The organism is Streptomonospora nanhaiensis (assembly GCF_013410565.1).
Taxonomy (GTDB): domain Bacteria; phylum Actinomycetota; class Actinomycetes; order Streptosporangiales; family Streptosporangiaceae; genus Streptomonospora; species Streptomonospora nanhaiensis.
Genome location: NZ_JACCFO010000001.1, coordinates 439,761 through 461,824, shown reverse-complemented (window position 1 = coordinate 461,824; position 22,064 = coordinate 439,761). Strand labels below are relative to the sequence as shown.

17 protein-coding genes are annotated in these 22,064 nt (G+C 75.5%); 2 read left to right on the top strand and 15 right to left on the bottom strand.

Annotation, left to right across the window (positions count from 1 at the left end):
- Positions 1-53 precede the first annotated feature (53 nt).
- From HNR12_RS01830 to HNR12_RS01770, 13 genes are all read right to left on the bottom strand, one after another.
- On the bottom strand, positions 54-1,430 hold the full coding sequence (locus HNR12_RS01830; protein ID WP_179765813.1) for a PfkB family carbohydrate kinase: 1,377 nt from the start codon (positions 1,428-1,430) through the stop codon (positions 54-56).
- On the bottom strand, positions 1,427-2,026 hold the full coding sequence (locus HNR12_RS01825; RefSeq protein WP_179765812.1) for a D-sedoheptulose-7-phosphate isomerase: 600 nt from the start codon (positions 2,024-2,026) through the stop codon (positions 1,427-1,429). Before HNR12_RS01825 ends, HNR12_RS01830 begins: the two co-directional genes overlap by 4 nt.
- On the bottom strand, positions 2,026-3,276 hold the full coding sequence (locus tag HNR12_RS01820) for a glycosyltransferase (RefSeq protein WP_179765811.1): 1,251 nt from the start codon (positions 3,274-3,276) through the stop codon (positions 2,026-2,028). The genes HNR12_RS01825 and HNR12_RS01820 overlap by 1 nt, the downstream gene beginning before the upstream one ends.
- On the bottom strand, positions 3,273-4,295 hold the full coding sequence (locus HNR12_RS01815) for a glycosyltransferase (protein ID WP_179765810.1): 1,023 nt from the start codon (positions 4,293-4,295) through the stop codon (positions 3,273-3,275). Before HNR12_RS01815 ends, HNR12_RS01820 begins: the two co-directional genes overlap by 4 nt.
- Entirely contained in the window at positions 4,292-5,341 is a 1,050-nt protein-coding gene (locus HNR12_RS01810) for a glycosyltransferase family 9 protein (RefSeq protein ID WP_179765809.1), read from the bottom strand. Before HNR12_RS01810 ends, HNR12_RS01815 begins: the two co-directional genes overlap by 4 nt.
- Positions 5,338-7,455, bottom strand: coding sequence for an HAD-IIIA family hydrolase (locus HNR12_RS29405; RefSeq protein ID WP_179765808.1), 2,118 nt, complete (start codon positions 7,453-7,455; stop codon positions 5,338-5,340). The genes HNR12_RS01810 and HNR12_RS29405 overlap by 4 nt, the downstream gene beginning before the upstream one ends.
- A gap of 2 nt (positions 7,456-7,457) precedes the next feature.
- Positions 7,458-9,110 (bottom strand): carbamoyltransferase family protein, encoded by a 1,653-nt coding sequence (locus tag HNR12_RS01800; protein ID WP_179765807.1) that lies wholly within the window; start codon positions 9,108-9,110, stop codon positions 7,458-7,460.
- A gap of 489 nt (positions 9,111-9,599) precedes the next feature.
- Complete coding sequence (locus HNR12_RS01795) at positions 9,600-12,161, bottom strand: ATP-dependent Clp protease ATP-binding subunit (RefSeq protein WP_179765806.1); 2,562 nt, start codon at positions 12,159-12,161, stop codon at positions 9,600-9,602.
- Between the two features lie 70 nt (positions 12,162-12,231).
- A complete protein-coding gene (locus HNR12_RS01790; protein WP_179765805.1) occupies positions 12,232-12,591 on the bottom strand; it encodes a hypothetical protein in 360 nt (119 codons plus the stop codon).
- Positions 12,592-12,769: 178 nt separating this feature from the next.
- A complete protein-coding gene (locus tag HNR12_RS01785; protein ID WP_308251292.1) occupies positions 12,770-13,582 on the bottom strand; it encodes an SAM-dependent methyltransferase in 813 nt (270 codons plus the stop codon).
- A gap of 440 nt (positions 13,583-14,022) precedes the next feature.
- Positions 14,023-14,868 (bottom strand): carbohydrate ABC transporter permease, encoded by an 846-nt coding sequence (locus HNR12_RS01780; protein ID WP_179765804.1) that lies wholly within the window; start codon positions 14,866-14,868, stop codon positions 14,023-14,025.
- Positions 14,865-15,872, bottom strand: a complete 1,008-nt coding sequence (locus HNR12_RS01775) for a carbohydrate ABC transporter permease (protein ID WP_308118476.1) — start codon at positions 15,870-15,872, stop codon at positions 14,865-14,867. The genes HNR12_RS01780 and HNR12_RS01775 overlap by 4 nt, the downstream gene beginning before the upstream one ends.
- A complete protein-coding gene (locus HNR12_RS01770) occupies positions 15,869-17,209 on the bottom strand; it encodes an ABC transporter substrate-binding protein (RefSeq protein WP_179765803.1) in 1,341 nt (446 codons plus the stop codon). Before HNR12_RS01770 ends, HNR12_RS01775 begins: the two co-directional genes overlap by 4 nt.
- Positions 17,210-17,572: 363 nt before the next feature.
- Between HNR12_RS01770 and HNR12_RS01765 the strand changes: the two genes are divergently transcribed.
- Positions 17,573-19,204 carry a glycoside hydrolase family 13 protein gene (locus HNR12_RS01765; protein WP_179765802.1) on the top strand — a complete coding sequence of 544 codons (1,632 nt, stop codon included), beginning with the start codon at positions 17,573-17,575 and terminating at the stop codon, positions 19,202-19,204.
- 63 nt (positions 19,205-19,267) lie between these two features.
- Here the strand turns inward: HNR12_RS01765 and ctaD are convergent, their stop codons facing one another.
- Positions 19,268-20,938 carry an aa3-type cytochrome oxidase subunit I gene (gene ctaD, locus HNR12_RS01760; RefSeq protein ID WP_179765801.1) on the bottom strand — a complete coding sequence of 557 codons (1,671 nt, stop codon included), beginning with the start codon at positions 20,936-20,938 and terminating at the stop codon, positions 19,268-19,270.
- 73 nt (positions 20,939-21,011) lie between these two features.
- Entirely contained in the window at positions 21,012-21,239 is a 228-nt protein-coding gene (locus HNR12_RS01755) for a DUF3040 domain-containing protein (protein ID WP_179765800.1), read from the bottom strand.
- A 281-nt stretch (positions 21,240-21,520) separates the two neighbouring features.
- On the opposite strand from HNR12_RS01755, the gene HNR12_RS01750 reads away from it, so the two are divergent.
- Positions 21,521-21,940 (top strand): CBS domain-containing protein, encoded by a 420-nt coding sequence (locus tag HNR12_RS01750; RefSeq protein ID WP_179765799.1) that lies wholly within the window; start codon positions 21,521-21,523, stop codon positions 21,938-21,940.
- Positions 21,941-22,064 lie beyond the last annotated feature (124 nt).

Here is a 22,064-nt window from a genome sequence, read left to right as displayed (position 1 = left end):
GGGCCGGGTGCGGGCCCGGCGGCGCGGCTTTCGCGGCGGGCCGCCGGGGCGGATCAGGGCGGCGTGCGGTCGCGGGCGGCCACCACGCGGGTGGTGGAGCGCCCCGGCAGCCGCGGCAGGATCACGACCTCGCCGCCCAGGCTCTCGACGACGTCGAGTTCGGGCAGGGCGGCGGCCTCGTAGTCGCCGCCCTTGACCCAGACGTCGGGCCGCAGCCGGGCGATGAGCCGGCTGGGCGTGGGCTCGTCGAAGACCGCGACCGCGTCGACGCAGTCCAGTGCCGACAGCACGCGGATGCGATCCTCGGCGGAGTTGATGGGCCGGTCGGGGCCCTTGCGGGCGCGCACGGTGGCGTCGGAGTTGATGCACACGATGAGGCAGTCGCCCAGGGAGCGCGCGCGGCGCAGCAGACTGACGTGACCGGCGTGCAGGACGTCGAAGCAGCCTCCGGCGGCCACGACCTTGCCGCCGCTGCGGCGCACCCGCTCGGCGAGTTCGCCGGCGCTCTCGCCCAGCCCCAGCGGCAGCGCGCCGGCGATGGGCCCGGAGGCCGCGGTGCCCCCGGCGGCGCCGTTGCGCACGAACCGCGAGGCCGCCTGGACGCCCTCGGCGACGGCGTCGACCACGTCGGCACCCGTGCGCAGCGCGCCGGCCGCCACCGCGCAGAAGCGGTCGCCGGCGCCGCAGGCGTCGGCGTCGGGCAGGCTCAGCGGCGCCGCCAGGCGCTCGGCGCGGCCGTCGGCCGCGGCCCACACCGCGCCCTCGGCACCCAGGGTGACCGCCACCGACTCCGCCCGCCAGGCGCGGGCGAGTTCGGCGGCCCGCGCGGCGGCGCGGTCGGCGTCGCGCGCCCCGGCCTCGGAGGCGTTGGGCGTGACCAGCGCCGCACCGGGAACGGGGACCGGTCCGCGCGGGTGGGGGTCCCACACCAGCGGGACCGACGCGGCGGCGCGGGCCAGCGCCGAGCGCACGCCGGGGAGTTCGGCCACGCCGCGGCCGTAGTCGGAGACCAGGACCGCCCCGGCGGCGGCGACAGCCGCGGCGGCGCGCTCCTGGCCGCCCGCGGGGTCGGGGCGGCCCTCGCCGTGGTCCACGCGCAGGGCGGTGCGGCCGCCGAACTGGACGCGGGTCTTGACGGGGGTGCCGCCGTCCAGGGGCAGGCGCACCAGGGTGACCGCGTCGCGCAGCAGCGCGGCCACCCGGTCGCCCGCGGGGTCCTGGGCCAGCGCGCACACCAGGGTGACGGGGTGGCCGTCGCGGGCGGCCAGCCAGGCGGCCAGGGCCGCGCCGCCGGGGCGGTGCCAGGCGCTGGGCGCGTCCAGGACCGGCGCGCCGCCGCCGTGCCCGGTGACGCGGCGCTCGCCGGTGAGGTCGACGTCGAGGAAGGCGTCGCCCACCACGACCAGCGGCGGCCGGGGCGCGGGGGTCACGCCGAGCCGTCCTCGGCCAGCCGCGCGGCGTGCGCGGGTGCGGGCACCGCGGCGGCGCAGGTGTCGTCGACCGCCGCGCACAGCAGGTGGATCAGCGACAGGTGGACCTCCTGCACGGTGGCGGAGTCGGCGGAGGGCACGCGCACGGCGTCGTCGCAGGCCGCCAGCAGCGCGCTGGGGGCCTCGCCGGTGAGCGCCCAGGTGGTCATGCCGATCTCGCGGGCGGCGGCCGCCGCGGCGACGATGTTCTCGCTGGCCCCGCTGGTGGACAGGCACACGAGGATGTCGCCGGGGCGCCCGTGGGCGCGGACCTGGCGGGCGAACACCTCGCGGTAGCCGTAGTCGTTGGCGATGGCGGTGACGCTGGAGGTATCGGCGTGCAGCGCGATGGCCGACAGCGGCACGCGCTCGCCGCGGAAGCGGCCGGTGAGTTCGGCGGTGAGGTGCTGGGCCTCGGCGGCGCTGCCGCCGTTGCCGCAGGCCAGCAGCCGGCGGCCCCGGGGCAGCTCCCGGCCGAGGCGGCGGCCCCACTGCTCGACGCGGTCGGCGTCGACGCGGTCCAGGACACTGCGCAGTTCGCGCAGGCGGGCGTGCATCAGATGCCTCCTGTGGGGGTGTCGGTGGCGTTGGGAGCGCCGGCGAGGGCGGGGACCTCGTGTCCGCGCTCGCGCAGGACGCGCTCGTAGCACTCCTCGGTCTGGCAGGCCACCAGCGGCCAGGTGTAGCGCACGGCCGCGCGGTCGGCGGCGGCGATGCCCAGGCTCTCGCGGGTGACGGGGTCGGCGAGCAGGGTGCGCAGCCAGAACGCCAGGGCGCGGGGCTCGCGCGGCGGCACGAGCCGGCCGGTGACCCCCTGCACCACGGTGTCGAGGTGGCCGCCGACGTGGGAGGCGATCACCGCCACGCCGCAGGCCATGGCCTCGACGGTGCTCATGCCGAAGGGCTCGTACCAGGGGACGTTGACCGCGAGGTCGGCCGAGCGCAGCAGCGCGGGGACGTCCTGGCGGGCCACGCCTCCGGTGAACCGGACGCGCTCGGCCACCCCGGCGGCCTCGGCGGCCTCGCGCAGCCGCCCGATCTGCGGGTCGGTGTCCATGCGCTCGGGCGGGGCGCCGCCGGCGATGACGAGTTCGGCCTCGGGCACGGCGGCCAGGGCGCCGATGACGGTGCACATGCCCTTGCGGGGCACCAGCCGGCCCAGGCACAGGATGCGGGGGCGCTCGCCGCGCGGGGCGGCCGGGCCCTCGGGGCGGAACCGCTCGGGGTCGACGGCGCAGGGCACCACCGCGATGCGCTCGCCGGGGACGTTCCAGGTGCGCAGTTCGCGGCGCTCCTCCGAGGAGGTCGCGATCACCAGGGCCGCCTGGTGGGCGATGTCGAACTCGGTGTCCTCGCGCTCGGCGGGGCTGGTGTCCTCGGGGCCCTGGTGGCGGCGCTTCTCGGCGCCCAGGGCGTGGAAGGTCTGCACGACGGGTACGCCGGTGGCCGCGGCGGCGTCGAGGGCGGCCCGGCCGCTCATCCAGTAGTGGGCGTGCACGATGTCGGGCCGGTCGCGGTCCCATTCGTCGGCCAGGTGGCGGGCGAACTCCGGCATGTACCGGGGCAGGTCGTCCTTGCCGACCGGTTCGGGCGGGCCGGCGTCGACGTGGTGCACGCGCACCCCGGGCGCGAAGTCGGCCGTGGCCGGGGCGCCGGGGTCGCTGCGGCGGGTGTGGACGGTCACCTCGTGGCCGCGCGCGCCCAGGGCCCGGGCCAGCTCGGCGACGTGCACGTTCTGGCCGCCGGTGTCCTCTTCTCCGAGCAGCGCCAGCGGGCTGGCGTGCTCGGAGACCATGGCGATCCTCATCGTGTCACCTCCTGGAGAAGCCGGTCCCAGTCGTGGAGGAACCGGTCGAGCGAGTAGCGGCGCAGTGCGGCGGCGCGGGCGGCCTGTCCCATCTCCCGCGCCTGCGGCGGGTCGTGGACCAGGTCGCGCAGCGCGGCGCACAGCGCCTCGACGCGGGTGGTCACGACCCCCGCGTTGGCCGGTACGGCCTCGCGCGCCTCGGTGGTGGCGAGCGCGAGGACGGGCAGCCCCAGGAGCATCGCCTCGATGAGCGACAGGCCCAGGGAGGTCCAGCGGATGGGGTGCAGGTAGGCCCGCCGCCGGGCGAGCTCGTCGTGCATGGCGGCCTGGGGAGGGTCGTCGAAGGCGCGCAGGCGGTCGGGCGGCAGGCCCAGCCGGGCGGGAAGGTCGGCCACGCCCATGCCGAACACGTCCAGCGGTGCGGCCTGGGCGAGGCGGGGCAGCAGGTCGGTGCCGGTGACGCGCCAGCGGCGCAGCGGCTCGTTGACGGCCACCCCGGCGCGCGCGAGCTCGCCGGTGTAGCGGTGCCCGGGGTCGACCACGCCGTGCTCGACGACGGTGGTGGGCGCGCGGCCGCAGTCCCAGAACAGCTCGTTGAAGTGGGTGACGTGGACGACGGGGATGTCGGAGCGGTCGGCCAGCGGGTGGCGGGTGCGCGGGACGTCGCCCTGGGGGGTGTTGTGCTCGACGTAGAGGGCGGGGAGGTCGCGGCCGGGCCGGCGGCCCAGCCAGCGCTCGGCGAGGTCGAGTTCGTGGGGCCGCTGCAGGACCACCACGTCGACGGGTTCGTCGGCGAGGCGTTCGGGGGCGACCTCCACGGCGGTGTCGGGCCAGGTCCAGGTGCGGGCGCGGCCCCGGCCGTCGGGGCCGCGGTCGGGTGTGGCGGGCAGCAGGCAGCGGTGCCGGCCGTGCACGAACGACGTGGTCCACGAACCGTGCACGTGCCACATCAGGATCCGCAGGGTGCGGGTGGTGCGCGCGGGCGCGGGCGGCGCGGTCCGGAGTTCGCCCAGGGTCATGTCGGGTCTCCCGTGAAGTCGGCGACGGCGGCGAGGATGTCGTCGGGGGTGAGGCCGGAAACGCAGGGGTGGCCGGGTACCGGGCAGTCGCGGGCGCGGGTGCCGCGGCAGGGGGCGTGCTGGTCGCTGAGCAGGCGCACGGGCACCCCCTGGGGCGCCCAGGCGGAGGCGGGCACGACCGGCGCGAACACCGAGACCACGGGGGTGCCCACGGCGGCGGCCAGGTGCGCGGCGCCGGTGTTGCCGCTGACGAGCACCGATGCGCCGGCCAGCACGCCGGCGAGTTCGATCAGCTTGGTGCGCCCGCCGAGGTCCAGGGCCGCGCCGCCGGCCACGGCGGCGGTGTCGGCGCGCTCGCGGTCGCCGCCGGTGACCACGACGCGGTGCCCCCGCTCGGCCAGGGCGGCCACGGTGGCGGCGGCCAGGCGGCGGGGCACGGCGCGGGCGGCGGCCGAGGCGCCGGGGTGCACGGCGACGTAGCCGGGCGGCCCGGCCAGGTGGGCGGTGTCGGGCAGCGGGCCGCGCACGGCCGGGGCTCCCCGGTCGCCGGGCGGCAGTTGGTATCCGGCGGCCTCGGCGAGGCCGAGCATGCGGCGGGCCTCGGGGGCGCCCCAGTCTCCGGGGTGGCGCAGGTCCAGCAGGGAGCCGGGGTAGTCGTCGCTGACGGCGCCGATCCAGGGCACGCCGGCCAGGCGCAGCAGGAGGGCCAGCGGCAGCGCCGACTGGTGGAAGGACGTCAGGATCAGCGCGGCCGAGGGCGCCTCGGCGCGCACGGCGGCGACGAGGGCGTCGGTGTGGGCCGCGGCGACCGGCCGCGGCTCGGGGTCGATCCAGGGCGCGCACCACTCGATGACGCGGTCGACACCGGGCAGGAGGTCGGCGGCGGCGCGCCCGCGCGGCCCGGCGAGCATGACGACGCGGTCGGCTCCGGCGGCGACCGCGCGCACGGCGGGCCCGGCCAGCAGCACGTCGCCGACGTTGTCGAGGCGGGCGACCAGGGCGGTGCCGCCGCGGGGCGCCGCCGGGGCGGGGGCGGGGGCGGTCATCGCGCCTCCGCCCGGAGCACGCGGCGCACCGCGTCGGCCAGGTGCGGCGCGGTCTCGGGTGCGGCGGCGGTCTCCTCGGGGCGGGTGCGGCCGTTGGGCACCAGGATGCCCCGGGCGCCGGCCGCGCGGGCGGCCGCCATGTCGGCGCCGATGTCGCCGATGACGACGCACTCGCCGGGGTCCACCCCCAGGGCGGCGGCGGCCTGGTGGACGAGGCCCGGGCGGGGCTTGCGGCAGTCGCAGCCGTCGGCCTCGCCGTGGGGGCACACGCACCACACGTCGAAGGGGCCCAGCCGGGACTCCACGGCGGCGTTGACGGCCTGGAGCTGGTCGGGGGTGATGCGGCCGCGCGCCACGCCCGACTGGTTGCTGACCACGCCCACCCGCAGTCCGGCGGCGCGGACGCGGTCGAGCGCCTGGCGGGCGCCCTCGACCGGCCGGACCTTGGCGGGGTCGGCGTTGTAGGGGACGTCGTGGACGAGCGTGCCGTCGCGGTCGAAGAGCACGGCCTTGACGGGCCGGGCCCGGTGGGGGCGGGCGCGGCGGTGTCGCCACTCCCCCGCCAGCCGGTGCGCGCACGCGGCGGGCGGGATGAGGGCGCTGGTCACGACCATACGCAGGATCTCGGCGGGTGTGCGCGGGCCGGGCGCGATGCGTCGCCAGGCGAACTCGGCGGTCATGGCGAGCCAGAGGAGCCCCAGTCCGGCGGCGGCCGCGCCGGAGGCGCGGGCGATGCGGCGGGGGCGCGCCGCGGACGCGGCGGCGCGGCGGGGGGTCAGCAGGGCGGCCGCCGCGGCGGCGGCCGCGGGCGCCGGGACCGGCCGCGCCCCCAGCACGGCGGCGGCGCCGGCCGCGCGCCTTAAGGGCACCGGCCGCCGCGGGCCGGGCGCCGCGGCCCGGAGCCGGCGGCCCAGGGCTGCCGCCGTCGGCGCGGCCGCGGCGGCGCCGCGGGCGGGCACGGCGAGGGCCGCGCGGGCGGCGCTGCCGGCGGCGCGGCCGGGTGCCGCGAAACGGGCGGAGCGCGCCGCGGCGGCGTCGCGGGCGCGCGCGGGCGCGCGGCGGGGGCGCAGGAGGGTGGCGGCCGCGGCGACGGCGAGCGGTGCCGGCAGGGCGCGGGCGGCCAGGGCGGTGGCGGCGGTGCCCGCAAGGGCGCGCGGGGCGGGGCGGGCGGCGGCGCCCGCGGCGGCGCGGGTCAGCGCGGCGGTCCGCGAAACCGAGCGGAGCAGCAGCAGGGCGACGGCCAGCCCGGCGACCCCGGCGCGGCGGTCGGCCGCGTGTTCGGCGGCGGCGCGGCGGTCGGCCGCGGCCGAGGCCGCGGCGGCGAGCGCTCCGGCGGCCACGGCGCTGACCAGGACGGCGGTGGCCGCCGCGTGGCGCGGGAACCGGCCGGGCGGCTCGGCCACGCGTTCGCGCCAGCGCCGCCCGTGCAGGCGGCGCATGAGCACGTCGTCGGCGTTGCCCGCCTGGGCGGCGACACTGCGCCACAGCCCGGCGTCGCGCACGGGGTGGACGCACCGGCGCCGCCCCTGGCCCAGGGCGAACCCGGCGTCGAGCACGCGCAGGGCGATGTCGGTGTCCTCGCGGTAGGCGCGGCGGAAGCGGCGGTCGAAGCCGTCGACCGCCTCCAGCGCCGTACGGCGGTAGGCCATGTCGGCGGTGATCCACGCGGCTCCGGCCAGGCCGAGGGTGCCGCGTTCGGCGTCGGTGGGCCGGCGTCCGGGCGGCGGCGGGACCTCGATGCGGCCCTGGACACCGCCCACGTGGCCGCCCGCCGAGGCGAGGTCGGCCGCCAGCGCGGTGGTCCAGTCGGGGTCGGGCACCACGTCGTCGTCGAGGAAGACCACCCACGGGGTGCGGGTGGCGCGCCAGCCGAGGTCGCGGGCGCAGGCGGGCCCCCGCCCGCCCGAGCGCAGCACCCGCACCGCCGGATGGCCGGTGCCGGGCAGCGGCGGGCCGGGGTGGGGGCGGTCGTCGACGACGACGATCTCGGCGGGGGCGGCCGCTCCCCCGCCCAGCAGCGGGCGCAGGGCGCGGGGCAGCTCGGGCCGCCCGACCGTGGGAACGACCACGGAGTAGGCGGTGTCCTGCCGGGGCTGCGCGGTGGGGCCGGGCACGGTCACCGCCCCTCGGTGATGTGGGCGCGCCGCACGACGAACGGGCCGATGGCCAGCAGGTCGATCGGCGAGGAGCCGAAGCACTCAAGGACGTCGCGGGGGCTGTCGACCATGGGGCGGCCCGCGGTGTTGAGGCTGGTGTTGACGACCACCGGCACCCCGGTGCGCTCCTCGAAGCGGTGCAGCATGCGCTCCAGCAGCGGATCGGAGGAGTCGACGGTCTGCACGCGCGCGGTGCCGTCGGTGTGCACCACGGCCGGGACGCGGTCGCGCCAGTCATCGGCGACGTCGTGCACGAACAGCATGTAGGGGCTGGGCAGCGGGCCGCGCCGGAAGATCTCGGCCGCGCGTTCGGCGCGGACCATGGGCGCGACGGGCCGGAAGCTCTCGCGGCCCTTGACGTCGTTGAGGCGGTCGAGGTTGGCGGCGTGCATGGGGTTGGCCAGCAGCGAGCGGCGGCCCAGCGCGCGGGGGCCGTACTCGCTGCGGCCTTGGAACCAGGCGACCAGCTCGTTGCGGGCCAGCGCGGCGGCGACGGTGTCGGCGAGGTCGGCGGGGCGCTCGTAGCGCAGGCCGGCGCGGTCGAGGGCGGCGGCGCAGTCGGCCTCGCTCCAGCCCCGGCCGAGGTCGGCGCCGGGCATCGGCGCGACGGGCTCGCCCGCGGCGCGGGCCAGGTGCAGGGCGCCGCCCAGCGCGGTGCCGGCGTCGCCGGCGGCCGGCTGCACCCAGACGTCGTCGAACGGGCCGTCGGCGAAGACGCGGGTGTTGGCGACGCAGTTGAGGGCGACGCCGCCGGCCATGGCGAGGTCGCGCAGGCCGGTGCGTTCGTGCAGCCAGGTGACCAGGTCGAGCAGGACCTCTTCGAGGCGGTGCTGCATGCTGGCGGCGAGGTCGGCGTGCTCGGCGGCGAGGTCGGCGTCCTTGGCGCGGCGCTTGGCGAACGCGGAGAAGTCGATGGGCTCGGTGTGGACCAGGCCGTCGCCGGTGGGGCGGATCAGCTCCCGCAGCTCGCCCAGGAACCGGGGGGTGCCCGAGGACGCCAGGGCCATGACCTTGTACTCGTCGCTGGAGCGCTGGAAGCCCAGGTGGTCGGTGAGGTCCTCGTAGATCAGCCCGAGGGAGTGCGGCAGGCTCTGCCGGGCCAGGACCTCCAGCTCGCCGTCGCGGTAGGCGCCGGCCAGGTGGGCGGCGTCCTCGCCCCGGCCGTCGGCGACGAACACCGCGCGGTCGCGGCGGCCCTGGACGGGGGGCGCGGCCAGCCCGGCGGAGGCGGCGTGCGCCACGTGGTGGGGCACGAAGACGACGCGGTCGGGGTCGAGGCCGGGCAGCGCGGTGGCCAGGAACTGGGGGGCGCGGCGGGCATAAAGGGTGCGCAGGTCCTCCCAGGCGGGGTCGAGCCGGTCCAGCTCGGGCCGCACCAGGGCGGGGTCGTAGGAGTAGGCGACGCCGTCGAGGTCGGCGGGGGTGATCCCCGCGGCCTCCAGGCACCAGCGCGCGGCCTGTTCGGGAAGCTCCCAGGCCGAGAACGGGACCGGCTGCTTGCCGTGCTTGCGCCGGCTGAACCGCTCCTCCTCGGCGGCGGCCACGGTCTGGCCGTCGACGACGAGAGCGGCGGCGGGATCGTGGAAAACGGCGTTGATACCGAGGAACCGCATGGACCGATACCCCTCCCCCATGGGTGGCGGTGAGCGCGTGCCCGAGGCTTCGAGCACGCCCGGTCGACTACCAGACGAAGCGGCTCTCAAACACTCAGCTCAGGAAACACGGGCACTATAGTCACTCAGAGTGACATTGCTGGAGATATCCACAAGTGCGGAGCGTCGCCGGCGCACCCCGCGCCGGCCCGCCGGGAGGCCCCTCAGCCCTCCTCCGGCACACGCACCACCTTTCGGTCGCCCGCGCGCGGCCGGCCCCGGCCCGCGCCGCGGCGGGCCCCTCAGCGGTGTGGCGGCCGGCCCCGGGCGGCGGGGCCGCGCCCGCCGGCCGCCGGGCCGGGCGGCGGTCACCACCCGTGCACCGCGCCGGTACGGCCGCGCACGGCGCGCCACACCACCGGGCCCCGGCGGCACTCCCCGCACACGCGACACCGCCCGCGCCCCCGGAAGGCGGGGGCGCGGGCGGTGTCGCGGGCGGGCGGCGGGCCGTCAGCGCGGCGGGCCGGCGGCCGACTCCGCCATGCGGCGGTGGGACCGGTCCACGGCGAACTCCAGGCCGTCGTCGCCGACCTCCACCAGGACCCGGTCGCCCGGGGCGACCTCGCCGCCCAGCAGCATGGACGACAGCCGGTTGCCCACGCTGCGCTGGATGGTGCGCGCCAGCGGCCGGGCGCCGTACTCGGGCTGGTGGCCGGCGGCGGCGAGCCACTGCACGGCGGTGTCGGTGAACTCGATCCCGATGTCCTGGGCGTGCAGCCGGCGCTCGGTCTCGTCCAGCAGCAGCCGGGTGATCCGCCCGAGCTGGTCGTCGCTGAGCGGGCTGAACACGATGATCTCGTCGATGCGGTTGAGGAACTCCGGGCGGAACTCCTCGCGCAGCCGCGCCATGATGCGGTCCTGGGTGCCGCGTTCGCCCGTCATCTCGCCGGTGAACCCGATCGGGCCGCCGCCGGTGACGAACTCCGAGCCCAGGTTGCTCGTCATGATCACCACGACGTTGCGGAAGTCCACGGTCCGCCCCTGGCCGTCGGTGAGCCGCCCGTCGTCCAGCAGCTGCAGCAGCAGGTTGAAGATGTCGGGGTGGGCCTTCTCGACCTCGTCCAGCAGCACGACGGTGTAGGGCTGGCGGCGCACGGCCTCGGTGAGCTGGCCGGCCTCCTCGTAGCCGACGTAGCCGGGCGGGGCCCCCACCAGGCGGGCGGCGGTGTGGCGCTCCTGGAACTCGCTCATGTCGAAGCGCACCATCCGCTCCTGGGAGCCGAACAGCGCCTCCGCCAGGGCCCGGGCCAGCTCGGTCTTGCCCACACCGGTGGGCCCCAGGAACAGGAAGCTGCCGATGGGCCGGTCGGGCGAGGCGAGCCCGGCGCGGGAGCGGCGCACCGCCTCGGCCACCGCGCGCACGGCCTCGTCCTGGCCCACCACGCGCTGGTGCAGGCGCTCCTCCAGGCCGGTCAGCCGCTCGCGCTCCTCCTGGGTGAGCTGGGAGACGGGGATGGAGGTGATGCGCGAGACCACCTCGGCGATGTCGTCGACCCCCACCTCGGGCACCTGCTCGGGCCCGGAGTCGCGGGTGCGGCCGATCTCCTCGCGGGTGCGCCGGATCTCGTCGCGCGCCTCCGAGGCGGCCTCGTAGTCCTCCTCGCGGACGGCCTGCTCCTTGCGGGCCTCCAGGTCGCGCAGGCGCTCCTCCAGCTGCTGGACGTCGACGCTGGGCCGCTTGGCGCGCAGCCGCACCCGCGCCCCGGCCTGGTCGACCAGGTCGATGGCCTTGTCGGGCAGGAACCGGTCGGAGACGTAGCGGTCGGAGAGCTGGGCGGCGGCCACGAGGCTGTCGTCGCTGAAGCGGACCTGGTGGTGGGCCTCGTAGCGGTCGCGCAGCCCGCGCAGGATCTCCACGGTGTCCTCGACCGAGGGCTCGGAGACCAGCACCGGCTGGAAGCGCCGCTCCAGGGCGGCGTCCTTCTCGATGTTCTGCCGGTACTCGTCCAGCGTCGTGGCGCCGATCATGTGCAGCTCGCCGCGCGCCAGGGCCGGCTTGAGCATGTTGCCCGCGCTGACCGCGCCCTCGGCGCCGCCGGCGCCCACCACGGTGTGCAGTTCGTCGATGAAGATGAGCAGCCGGTCGTCGCCGCGGATCTCCTCGATGAGGTTGCGGACCCGCTCCTCGAAGTCCCCCCGGTAGCGGGTGCCCGCCACCACGCCGGCCAGGTCGAGCTGGATGAGCCGGTGCCCGCTCAGGGTGTCGGGGACGTCGTTGTCGGCGATGCGCTGGGCGATCCCCTCGACGATGGCGGTCTTGCCCACGCCGGGGTCGCCGATCAGCACCGGGTTGTTCTTGCGGCGGCGGGCCAGCACCTCGATGGTCTGCTCGACCTCCTCGTCGCGGCCCATCACCGGGTCCAGCCGCCCCTCCTCGGCCAGGGCGGTCATGTCGGTGCCGAACTCCTCCAGGTTGGGGGTGGCGCCCGCGCCGCCGGCGCCGCCTTCCCCGGTGCCGCGCCCGGCCGCGCCCGCGCCCGGCGCGCCGGCCTGGCGGGCGGCCGCCTGCAGCGACTCCGGCGTGACGCCGGCGCCGTTGAGCAGCCGCCCCACGCGCGACTCCGCGTTGACGGCCAGGGCGAACAGCATGTGCTCGGGGGCGATGTAGGAGCGGCCCAGGGCCCGGGCGATCTGGTGGGCGTCCAGCAGGGTGCGCTTGGCCGCCGGGGTGAGGGCCGGCACGCCGGGGCCGGCCGTGGGCGCGCGCTCGGCCTCCCCGGCCGCGGCGGCGGCCAACTCCTCGGGGTCGGCGCCGGTGCGCTGCACCAGGTCGGCGGCCGGGGCGTAGCTCAGCAGCGCCCACAGCAGGTGCGCGGCGTCCAGGTCGGTGCCGTCGGTCTGCGAGGCGCGCGAGATGGCCGCCGAGACGACCTCGCGCATGGCGTCGTCCATGAGCTTGGACAGGTCCACGCGCTGGGTGGAGCGCCGGGCGCCGGCCGAGCCGAAGAACCGCGCCAGGAACTCCTCGAAGGAGCGCGGGTCGAACCCGCCGGCCGGGAAGTCGTGCGACATGGCTTGGGCCTCCTCTGCTGGAGCGGGGCGCCGCTCCCCGGGCGGCGCCCGTGCGGTGGGCGGCGGCGGGCTAGAAGCCGCCGGGCCGGAAGTCGCCCTTGGGCCGCGCCGGCTGGGCGGGCACGCCGTGGGGCGGCGGGTTGCCGGCGGGTCCCTGGCCGCCGGGCGAGACCGCGGAGCCGCCGCGCGGCGCGTCGGGCGTCTCGGGCTGGAACTCCTGGTCGCCGCCGCTGGGCCGGGCTCCGGCCTCCAGTTCGGCCAGTCGGGACTTCAGGATCTCCAGTACCTGGAAGCGGTTGCCGTGGCTGGACTCATAGGCGATGAGGTCGCGCATCTGCTCGGTGGTCAGCGACCGCACCCGGTGCCGCAGCGTGGCGACGGGCAGCCCGTCGTAGTCGGCGAGCGGGGGCGTGCTGCGCTCTGCGGACATGGAGATCACTCCGTTTCCCGCGGGTCGCCCGGAACCGCCGCCGCCGTCGGGCCACGGCGGCGCGGGCCCGGTCGTGGTCGTGTACCTGCCGCGGCTACCCAGCGCCGACATCGCAAAACAGCCGCGCCCGCCCCCGGCGCGGGCGCGCCGGGGGCGGGCGGAGGCAGGCCGTGAGGGCTCAGCCCACCCGGCGGCCCACGCCCGCCATCAGCAGCGAGCGGTTGGGGGTGAACGGGGTGTCGGCGGAGACCTGCCGCCAGTCGGCGGCGGGCACCAGGCCGGGCTCCTCCAGTTCGAAGCCGTCGAAGAACCGCGCGATCTCGGCGCGGGAGCGCGCCAGGATGGGGGAGGTCGCCGAGCGGTAGACGTCGCGGATGTCGGCCTCGTCCTCGGCCACCTCCTGGTCGTCGGCGCAGCCGTGGGAGAGGATCAGCATGCTGCCGGGCACCATGGCGTCGCGCAGCCGCGCCACGAGCGCGTAGGGCTCCTCCTCGTCGGGGACGAAGTGCAGGATGGCGGCGAGCAGCACGGCCACGGGGCGGTCGAGGTCGATCAGGGCGCGCAGCACCGGGCTGGCGAGGATCTCGTCGGGTCGGCGCAGGTCGCCCTGGAGCAGGCGGACGTTGTCGGTGGTGGCCAGCAGCGCCTCGCCGTGGGCGATGACGACCGGGTCGTAGTCGACGTAGACCACGCGGGCGTCGGGGGCGACGCGGTGGGCGACCTCGTGGACGTTCTCCTGGGTGGGCAGGCCGGTGCCCAGGTCGATGAACTGGCGGATCCCCGACTCCGCGGCGTGGCGCACCGCCCGGCCCAGGAACCCGCGGTTGGCCTGGGCGACGGCGGTGATCTCGGGCACCATGGCGATCACCTGCTCGGCGGCGGCGCGGTCGGCGGCGTAGTTGTCCTTGCCGCCGAGGTAGTAGTCGTACATCCGCGCCACGTTGGGGGTGGTGACGTCGACCCCCTCGGGGGCCGGGCCCTGACCTTCCACGGATCCTCCATCCACGGCTGCGGCGCGGGTGCGGCGCCGCGCGAGCTGAAATGGAACCAGTTCGCGGCGACCATTTCAATCGGCCTGCGCGGCCGCCGCCGCCGAAACCGGCGTAGACGCCAGAAAGCCGCTGGACACGGGGATGTGACCGATTTCGGGCACGCGGCGCGCCCGCGCGGCCGGACGCGCGGGTAGACTCCCCGAGGTCGTTTAAAAATAAACCAATTGGCGCGTGGGCCTCCGCCCCCGACCGCGCGCGTGGGCCCCGTCGCGCCCCCGCGGTCCGCGCCCGGCCGCGGCACCGCCGCGGCGCCGCCGGGCACCGCACGCCCCGATCCGCCCGGGGCACGGCGCCGGCCCGGCCGGCCCTCATGACCGCGCCCGCGAGACCGTCCGTCCCGGTCTCGCGGGCGCGCCTCCCCCGGCCTCGACCGCCGCGGTCAGCCCTTGATCGCCCCGGCCGTCAGCCCGGCGACGACCGACTTGCGGAAGATGAGCACGAGCACGGCGATGGGCGCGGTCACCGCCACGGCGGCGGCGAAGATCATGCCGTAGGGGACCTCGAAGACGGTGCCCATCAGCGCGATCCCCACCGGGATGGTGCGGTAGGCGTCCTGGGAGTTCAGGGTCAGGGCCATCAGGAACTCCGTCCAGGTGGCGGTGAAGGTGAACACGCCCGCCGTGAACAGCCCGGGCCGCACCTGCGGCAGGATGATCGACAGCACGGTGCGGGTGGCCGAGGCGCCGTCGACCCGCGCGGCGTCCTCCAGCCCGCCGGGCACCGAGAGCATGTAGTTGCGCATGATCCAGATGGCGAACGGCAGGTTGAACGCCACGTAGGGGATGATCAGCCCCGGATAGGAGTTGAGCATCCCCAGCTCGCGCGCCATCACGTACAGCGGCACCAGCACGGCGATGGGCGGGTAGACCGACACCATCAGCAGCGCGATCATGACCGGGCCGCGCCCGCGCATGGGGGTGCGGGCCAGCGCGTAGCCGGCGAAGGTCGCCAGGCTCACCACCACCACCGTGGAGCTGAGGCAGACCACGAGGCTGTTGAGGATGTAGCGGCCGAACCCCTGGTCGACGAACGCGCTGACGTAGTTGGCCCCGGTGATGTCGCCGGGCCAGAAGGTCGGCGGCATGGCCCCGACCTCGGTCACCGGCTTGAGCGAGTTGACCACCATCCAGTACAGCGGCATCGCCGTGAACAGCACCAGCACCACGGCGCCCAAGGTCACCGGGCTGAACACCCGGTGCAGCAGACTGCGGTCGCGAGCGCTCATGCCACGTCCTCCTTGCCCACCTGCGCACGGAACACCTTGAGGAACAGCAGGCACGCGCCCGCCACGAGGAGGCCGGTCGAGGTCGCGATGGCCGCGCCGGCACCGATGTTGAGGTCCTGGAAGAGCACCTTGTAGCCCATCACCGCCAGCGACTGGGTGGCGATGCCCGGCCCGCCCCCGGTCAGCACGAACGGCAGGTCGAACACCCCGAACGCCTGGAGGATGCGGAACAGCACGGCCACCGCGATGGTGGGGCGCAGCTGCGGCAGGGTGATGCGCCAGAACATGGTCCAGGGCCCGGCGCCGTCGACCTCGGCGGACTCGTAGACGTCGCGCGGCAGCATGACCAGCCCGGCCAGCACGATGATCGCCACGAACGGCGTGGTCTTCCAGATGTCGGCCACGGCCATCGCCCCGATCGCCGAGGCGGGCGTGCCCAGGATCAGCGGGTTGGCGCCGAAGAGGTTCTGCAGCAGCCAGGTGATGACGCCGTAGCTGGAGTCGTACATGTAGGCCCACAGCCGGGCCGAGACCACGGTGATCATGGACCAGGGGATCAGCATCAGCGCCATCATCCAGCCGCGCGAGGCCGACAGCCGCTCCATGACCAGGGCGGCCAGCACCCCCAGCACGACCTCGGCGGCCACGGTGACCACCGTGTAGAAGACCGTGAAGCCCAGCGCGTAGTACCAGTCCGACGACCGCACCAGGGCGAGGTAGTTGTCCAGGGTGAGGCGCTCGACCACGAACCCGCCGTAGCCGATGCGGACCTCTGAGAAGCTGAGGACCAGCGAGAACACGATCGGGAACAGCGTGATCGCGCCGATGACGGCCAGCGAGGGCGCGGTGTAGGTCCACCCGGTGCGCGCCATGCGGCGCCGCTGGGCGTCGTGGCGCGGCGGCGCGCCCGCCCGGCGGCCGCGCCGGCGCGCGGGGGCCCATCCGTTCTCGGTGGGCGGGCGCTGCGCCGGGATGCCGGTGGTCTTTCCGGTCGTCGTCCTCACAGCGCCACCCCGTCTCGTGCCAGAGCCATTCCCTGGGCCATCTCGGTGAGCGTGTCGCCCACGGCGCCGGGATCGGCGCCGTCGACCAGCAGCCGGTTGACGTCGGTGTAGATCGCCTTGCTGATGGCCGGGTAGTGCGGGGAGCCGAAGGGCCGCAGCACGATCGCGGCATCGGCCGAGAGGCGGTTGGTCGGCTTGTCGGGGCCGGCGATCCGGGGGTTGTCGAGGACCGCGCTGAGGGTGGGCAGGTAGGGCGAGGTGGCCGCCATCAGGGTCTGGGCCTCCTCCTCGGCGACCCAGCGGGCGAAGGCGACGGCGGCGCCGGGGTGGGCGGTGTGCGGGTTGACGAAGTTGTGCCAGCCGCCGAGCGTGGAGTGGCGCTCGGTGCCGGCGCCCTCGAAGGTGGGCCGCAGGACGGCCCCGACCTTGCCCGCGACCAGGGAGGACTCCGGGTCGTTGGCCGATCCCCAGGCGTAGGACCAGTTGCGCAGGAAGGCGGCCTGGCCGCCGGCGAAGGCGGTGAGGGTCTGCTCCTCGGCGAAGGTGCCCACCGCCTCCGGAGACACCCCCTCGGAGACCAGCTCGGTCATGAACGTGAGGGCGCGGCGGGCCTCGGGGGAGTCGACGCGGACGCGGCGGGCCCGGAGGTCCATGAGGGCGCCGCCGGCGTCGGCCACGAACTCCGAGACGTTGCAGGTGAGGGGTTCGCCGGACATGCCCTGCCAGACCAGCCCGTAGCGGACGTCGCCGGTGTCGATGAGCCGCAGCGCGGTGCGGCGCAGCTCCTCCCAGGTGGCGGGGACCTCCAAGCCGTGCTTGTCGAGCAGGTCGGCCCGGTAGTACAGGAAGGCGAGGTCGAGGTAGCAGGGGAAGGCGTAGACCTGGCCCTGGTAGGAGATCGAGGAGACGACCTCCTCGGGGTATCCGGACCAGAACTCCTCGTCGTCGGCGACCCGGCCCAGGGGCATGGCCAGGGAGTTGTGCGCGAACTGCGCGGGCCAGGCGCAGTCGCCGAGGTAGACGTCGGGGGTGACCGCGCCGCTGGCGATCTGGGTGGTCAGGGTGGTGCGGCGGACATCGGTGGTGGGAGGGACCTGGACCAGGCGGACGGTGATGTTCGGGAACCGCTTCTGGAAGGCGCGCACCAGGGAGCGGCGCAGGTCCTTGCCGTCGTTGGTGAGCAGCTCGGGAGCCATCCAGTCGATGGTGACCGGTTCGGTGGGCGGTGCGATGTCGGCGGCGGTGACCGGCGGGCGGGCGTCGCCTCCGCAGCCGGCGAGTGCGGTGGCCGCGAGGACCACCCCGCCGGTGAGGAGACCTCTCCGCGACAGGTGCATGCCTTCTCTCCTTTGACGACGAGCCGTCGAAGATGGCCGCAAACGTTGCCAGTTCCTATGTGGCGAAGTCAACACTAAACCAACCACATACGCATTAGGCTGCTCTAGTCAGCGATTCCGCACATGGGACCGTTGCCAGATTTGCCGTAATTTGGTTAGCATCCCGGCGGCGGCAGCGGTCCGCCGGTGTGTCACGGCCGTCCTGCCGCCCTCCTTCCGCCCCCTTTCCGCCGCGCGGCCCGGCCCCTCGGCCGCCCCCGCGCCCCCTCCGCCCCGCCCTGCCCACGGGCCCCGTCGACCCCCGCCGTCCCAACCGACACCCATCCGCCCACAGACGACTACCCTCTGCAGCAAAGGGAGATCATGAGCGACCTGTGGTGGCGCGACGCCGTCATTTACCAGATCTATCCGCGGAGTTTCGCCGACACGGACGGCGACGGGATCGGCGACCTGCCCGGTGTCACCCGCCGCCTGGACCACCTCGCCGGCCTCGGGGTGGACGCCCTGTGGCTGTCGCCCTTCTACCCCTCGCCGCTGGCCGACGGCGGCTACGACGTCGCCGACTTCCGCGGGGTCGACCCCCGGCTGGGCACCCTGGCCGACTTCGACGACCTGGTCGCCGCCGCCCACGCGCGCGGCATCCGCGTCATCGTCGACATCGTCCCCAACCACACCTCCGAGCAGCACCCGTGGTTCGCCGAGGCCCTGGCCGCCCCGCCCGGCTCGCCCGCCCGCGAGCGCTACGTCTTCCGCGACGGCCGCGGCCCCGGCGGCGACCTCCCGCCGAGCAACTGGGAGTCCCGCTTCGGCGGCCCGGCCTGGACCCGGGTGCCCGACGGCCAGTGGTACCTCCACCTGTTCGCCCCCGAGCAGCCCGACCTCAACTGGGACAACCCCGAGGTCCGCGCGGAGTTCCTGGACATCCTGCGGTTCTGGAGCCGCCGGGGCGTCGACGGCTTCCGCATCGACGTCGCCTACGGCCTGGTCAAGGACCTGCGCGAGCCGCTGCGCGAGGTGGTGCCGGTGCCCGAGGGCAGCGGCCTGGACGACGTCGCCACCAATCCCGACCACCCCTACTGGGACCGCCCCGAGGTCCACGAGATCTACCGCGAGTGGCGCCGGGTCTTCCAGGAGTTCGACCCGCCGCGCATGGCGGTGGCCGAGGCGTGGCTGCCCAGCGACCGGCTGGTGCGCTACCTGCGCCCCGACGAGCTGCAGACCGCGTTCAACTTCGAGTTCCTGCGCTGCCGCTGGGACGCCGAGGGCTACCGCCGGGTGATCGACACCAGCCTGGCCGACGCCGCCGAGGTGGGCACCGTGGCCACGTGGGTGATGTCCAACCACGACGTGGTGCGCCCGGCCTCGGCGCTCGGCCTGCCCAACGGCACCGACCTGAGCGCCTGGCTGCTCAGCGACGGCACCCGGCCGCCGCTGGACACCGAACTCGGGCTGCGCCGGGCGCGGGCCGCGGCGCTGCTGGAGCTGGCGCTCCCGGGCTCGGCCTACCTCTACCAGGGCGAGGAGCTGGGCCTGCACGAGGTCGCCGACCTGCCGCGCGAGGTGCTGCAGGACCCCAAGTGGGAGCGCAGCGGACGCACCTCCAAGGGCCGCGACGGCTGCCGCGTGCCCATCCCCTGGGAGCGCACCGGGCCGTCGTTGGGGTTCGGCGCGGCCGAGGGGTGGCTGCCCCAGCCCCGCCACTGGGGTGAGCTGTCGGTCGAGGCGCAGACCGGCGACCCCGCCTCCACGCTGGAGCTGTACCGCGCCGCGCTCCGGCTGCGCCGCTCGCTGCCCGCCGACGCCCCGCTGGAGTGGGACTCCGACCTCGACAAGGGCGACGTGCTGGCGTTCCGGCGCGGCCCCCAATGGCTGGTCGTCGTCAACACCGGTGCGGCGCCGGTGCCGCTGCCGCCGGGGGCCTCCGTGGCACTCGCCAGCGCGCCCGTGGAGGGCGGGGAGCTGCCCGGCGACACCGCCGTGTGGCTGCGGGTCTGACCCTCCCCCGGACCGTTCAGGGCCCCGGCGCGCGGGCGCGCCGGGGCCACCGGCCGGATCGCCTCAGCCCGAGCGCGACACCGACGCGTCGCTGCCGGTGTAGGGGTGGTGCAGGTCGAACGCCGGGCGCTCGCTGCGGATCTTGGGCAGCGACGTGAAGTTGTGCCGGGGCGGCGGGCAGGAGGTCGCCCACTCCAGCGACCCGCCGTAGCCCCACGGGTCGTCCACGGTCACCCTGGGCATGTGCCGCGCCGAGTACCAGACGTTGGCGAAGAAGACCAGCGTGGAGGCGCCCAGCACGAACGAGGCGATGGAGGACACCATGTTGAGCTCGGTGAACCCGTCGCTGGGCAGGTAGTCGGCGTAGCGGCGCGGGAAGCCGTCGGCGCCCAGCCAGTGCTGGACCAGGAAGGTCCCGTGGAACCCGAGGAACAGCGCCCAGAAGTGCAGCTTGGCGAGCGCCTCGTTGAGCATGCGGCCGGTGAACTTGGGCCACCAGAAGTAGAAGCCGGCGAACATCGCGAACACCACGGTCCCGAACACGACGTAGTGGAAGTGGGCCACCACGAAGTAGGAGTCGTGGACGTGGAAGTCCAGCGGCGGCGAGGCCAGGATGACACCGGTCAACCCGCCGAGCAGGAACGTCACCAGGAACCCGATGGCGAACAGCAGCGGTGACGCCAGGGTGAGCTGGCCGCGCCACATGGTGCCGATCCAGTTGAAGAACTTGATCCCGGTGGGCACGGCGATGAGGAACGACATGAACGAGAAGAACGGCAGCAGCACCGCGCCGGTGGGGAACATGTGGTGGGCCCACACCGTCATCGACAGCCCGGTGATCGCGACCGTGGCCCCGACCATGCCCTTGTAGCCGAAGATCGGCTTGCGGGCGAACACCGGGATGACCTCGGTGACGATCCCGAAGAACGGCAGCGCGATGATGTAGACCTCCGGGTGGCCGAAGAACCAGAACAGGTGCTGCCACAGGATCGCGCCGCCGTGCGCGGCGTCGTAGACGTGCGTGCCGAGCATGCGGTCGGCGCCCAGCGCGGCCAGCGCCGCGGTGAGCACCGGGAACGCCAGGAGCACCAGGATGGCGGTGAACAGGGTGTTCCAGGTGAAGATCGGCATGCGGAACACCGTCATGCCGGGCGCCCGCATCAGCGCGATGGTCGTGACGAAGTTGACGGAGCCCAGGATGGTGCCCAGACCGGACACCAGCAGCCCGATGACCCACAAGTCGCCGCCGAACTCCGGAGAGCGCACCTCGTCCGACAGCGGGGTGTAGGCGAACCAGCCGAAGCTGGCCGCGCCGCCGGGGGTGAGGAAGCCGGCCACCACCATCAGCCCGCCGAAGAGGAACAGCCAGTAGCTGAACATGTTCATCCGGGGGAACGCCACGTCGGGCGCGCCGATCTGCAGCGGCATGATGACGTTGGCGAACCCCACGAACAGGGGGGTCGCGAAGAACAGCATCATCACGGTGCCGTGGATGGTGAACAGCTGGTTGTACTGCTCGCGGGTCACCACCTGCATCCCGGGCCACAGCAGCTCGGCGCGGATCAGCATCGCCAAAATGCCGCCCACGACGAAGAACGCGAACGCGGTGATGATGTACAGGTAGCCGATGACCTTGTGGTCGGTCGAGGACAGCCAGCGGACGAGGACCGAACCGCTGGCGATCGGGCCGCCGCGCGCGGACTCCGCGCGCGCGGCCTCGGTGGTCTGGGTCATTCGGGCTCCGTTCGTCAGGCTTTCGGGTCGGTCCGGGGCGGCCGGACCGCGGCACCGCCGCCTCCCCGGCGGGTCAGGCGGCCAGGGCGGTGGCCAGCACGAGCACGAGGGCCGCGACGAGCACGGCGCCCCACAGCAGGGGCAGGGCCGCGCGCGGGACGGGCTCGGCGGCCGACGGAGCGGAGTGCTCGGCGAGGCGATCGGCGCACCGGCGCAGGCGGCGCGCGTAGTCGGGGTCGGTCGAGGCGAGCCCCTCCTCGATGCGGCGCAGCCGCCGGCGGTCGTCGCGGCGCACGGCCATCAGGTCCTCTCGGCGCCCTTGCCCGGCCGGGCGGCCGGGCGGTTGTGCCGCCCCCGCCCCGGCCCACGCCGACGCGGCGTGTCCGAGCCGTCGCACACGGCATCCCTTTCAGCGCATTCTCGCAGGCCGCGTCCTGTTCCCCGGGGAACGACATCGCCGGGTTTCAAGGGCCTGCCGCCTGGTAGAGGTGCCCACGTGCGGTGGACCGTGCGCGGTGGACCGCGCCGGCCGCCCGGTTTGACCCGAGCCACGAACCCGAGCATCGAAGCGAGGTGGTGACCATGGCTCAGCAGGTCAAGGAGATCATGACGGCTCCTCCCCACACCGTGTCGCCCGACACGTCGATCCGCGAGGCCGCCGTCGACATGCGCGACAGCGACATCGGCGACGTCGTCGTGACCGACGGCGGCAGGCTGGTGGGGCTGGTGACGGACCGCGACATCGTCGTCCGGTGTGTGGCCGACGGCGCCGACATCGACGGCACCCCCGTGGGCGAGGCCGTCAGCGGCGACCTGACCACGGTGGCGCCCGACGACAGCATCGACCGCGCGATCCAGTGCATGCGCGACAAGGCCGTGCGGCGGCTGCCGGTCGTGGACGGTGAGCGCGTGGTGGGCGTGGTGTCCCTGGGGGACCTCGCGGTGGAGCGGGACCCCTCCTCGGTCCTGTCCCAGATCAGCGGGAGCACGTCCAACACCTGACCCCGCACGGGCGGCCCGCGCCGCCCGGCACGCGGCGCCCCCGCCGCAGCCCGTCCGGCCCGTGCCGCAAGAGGGCCGGCCGCCAGACGAACGCCCGGTGCCCGGGCACGGGGCGTTCGCGGCG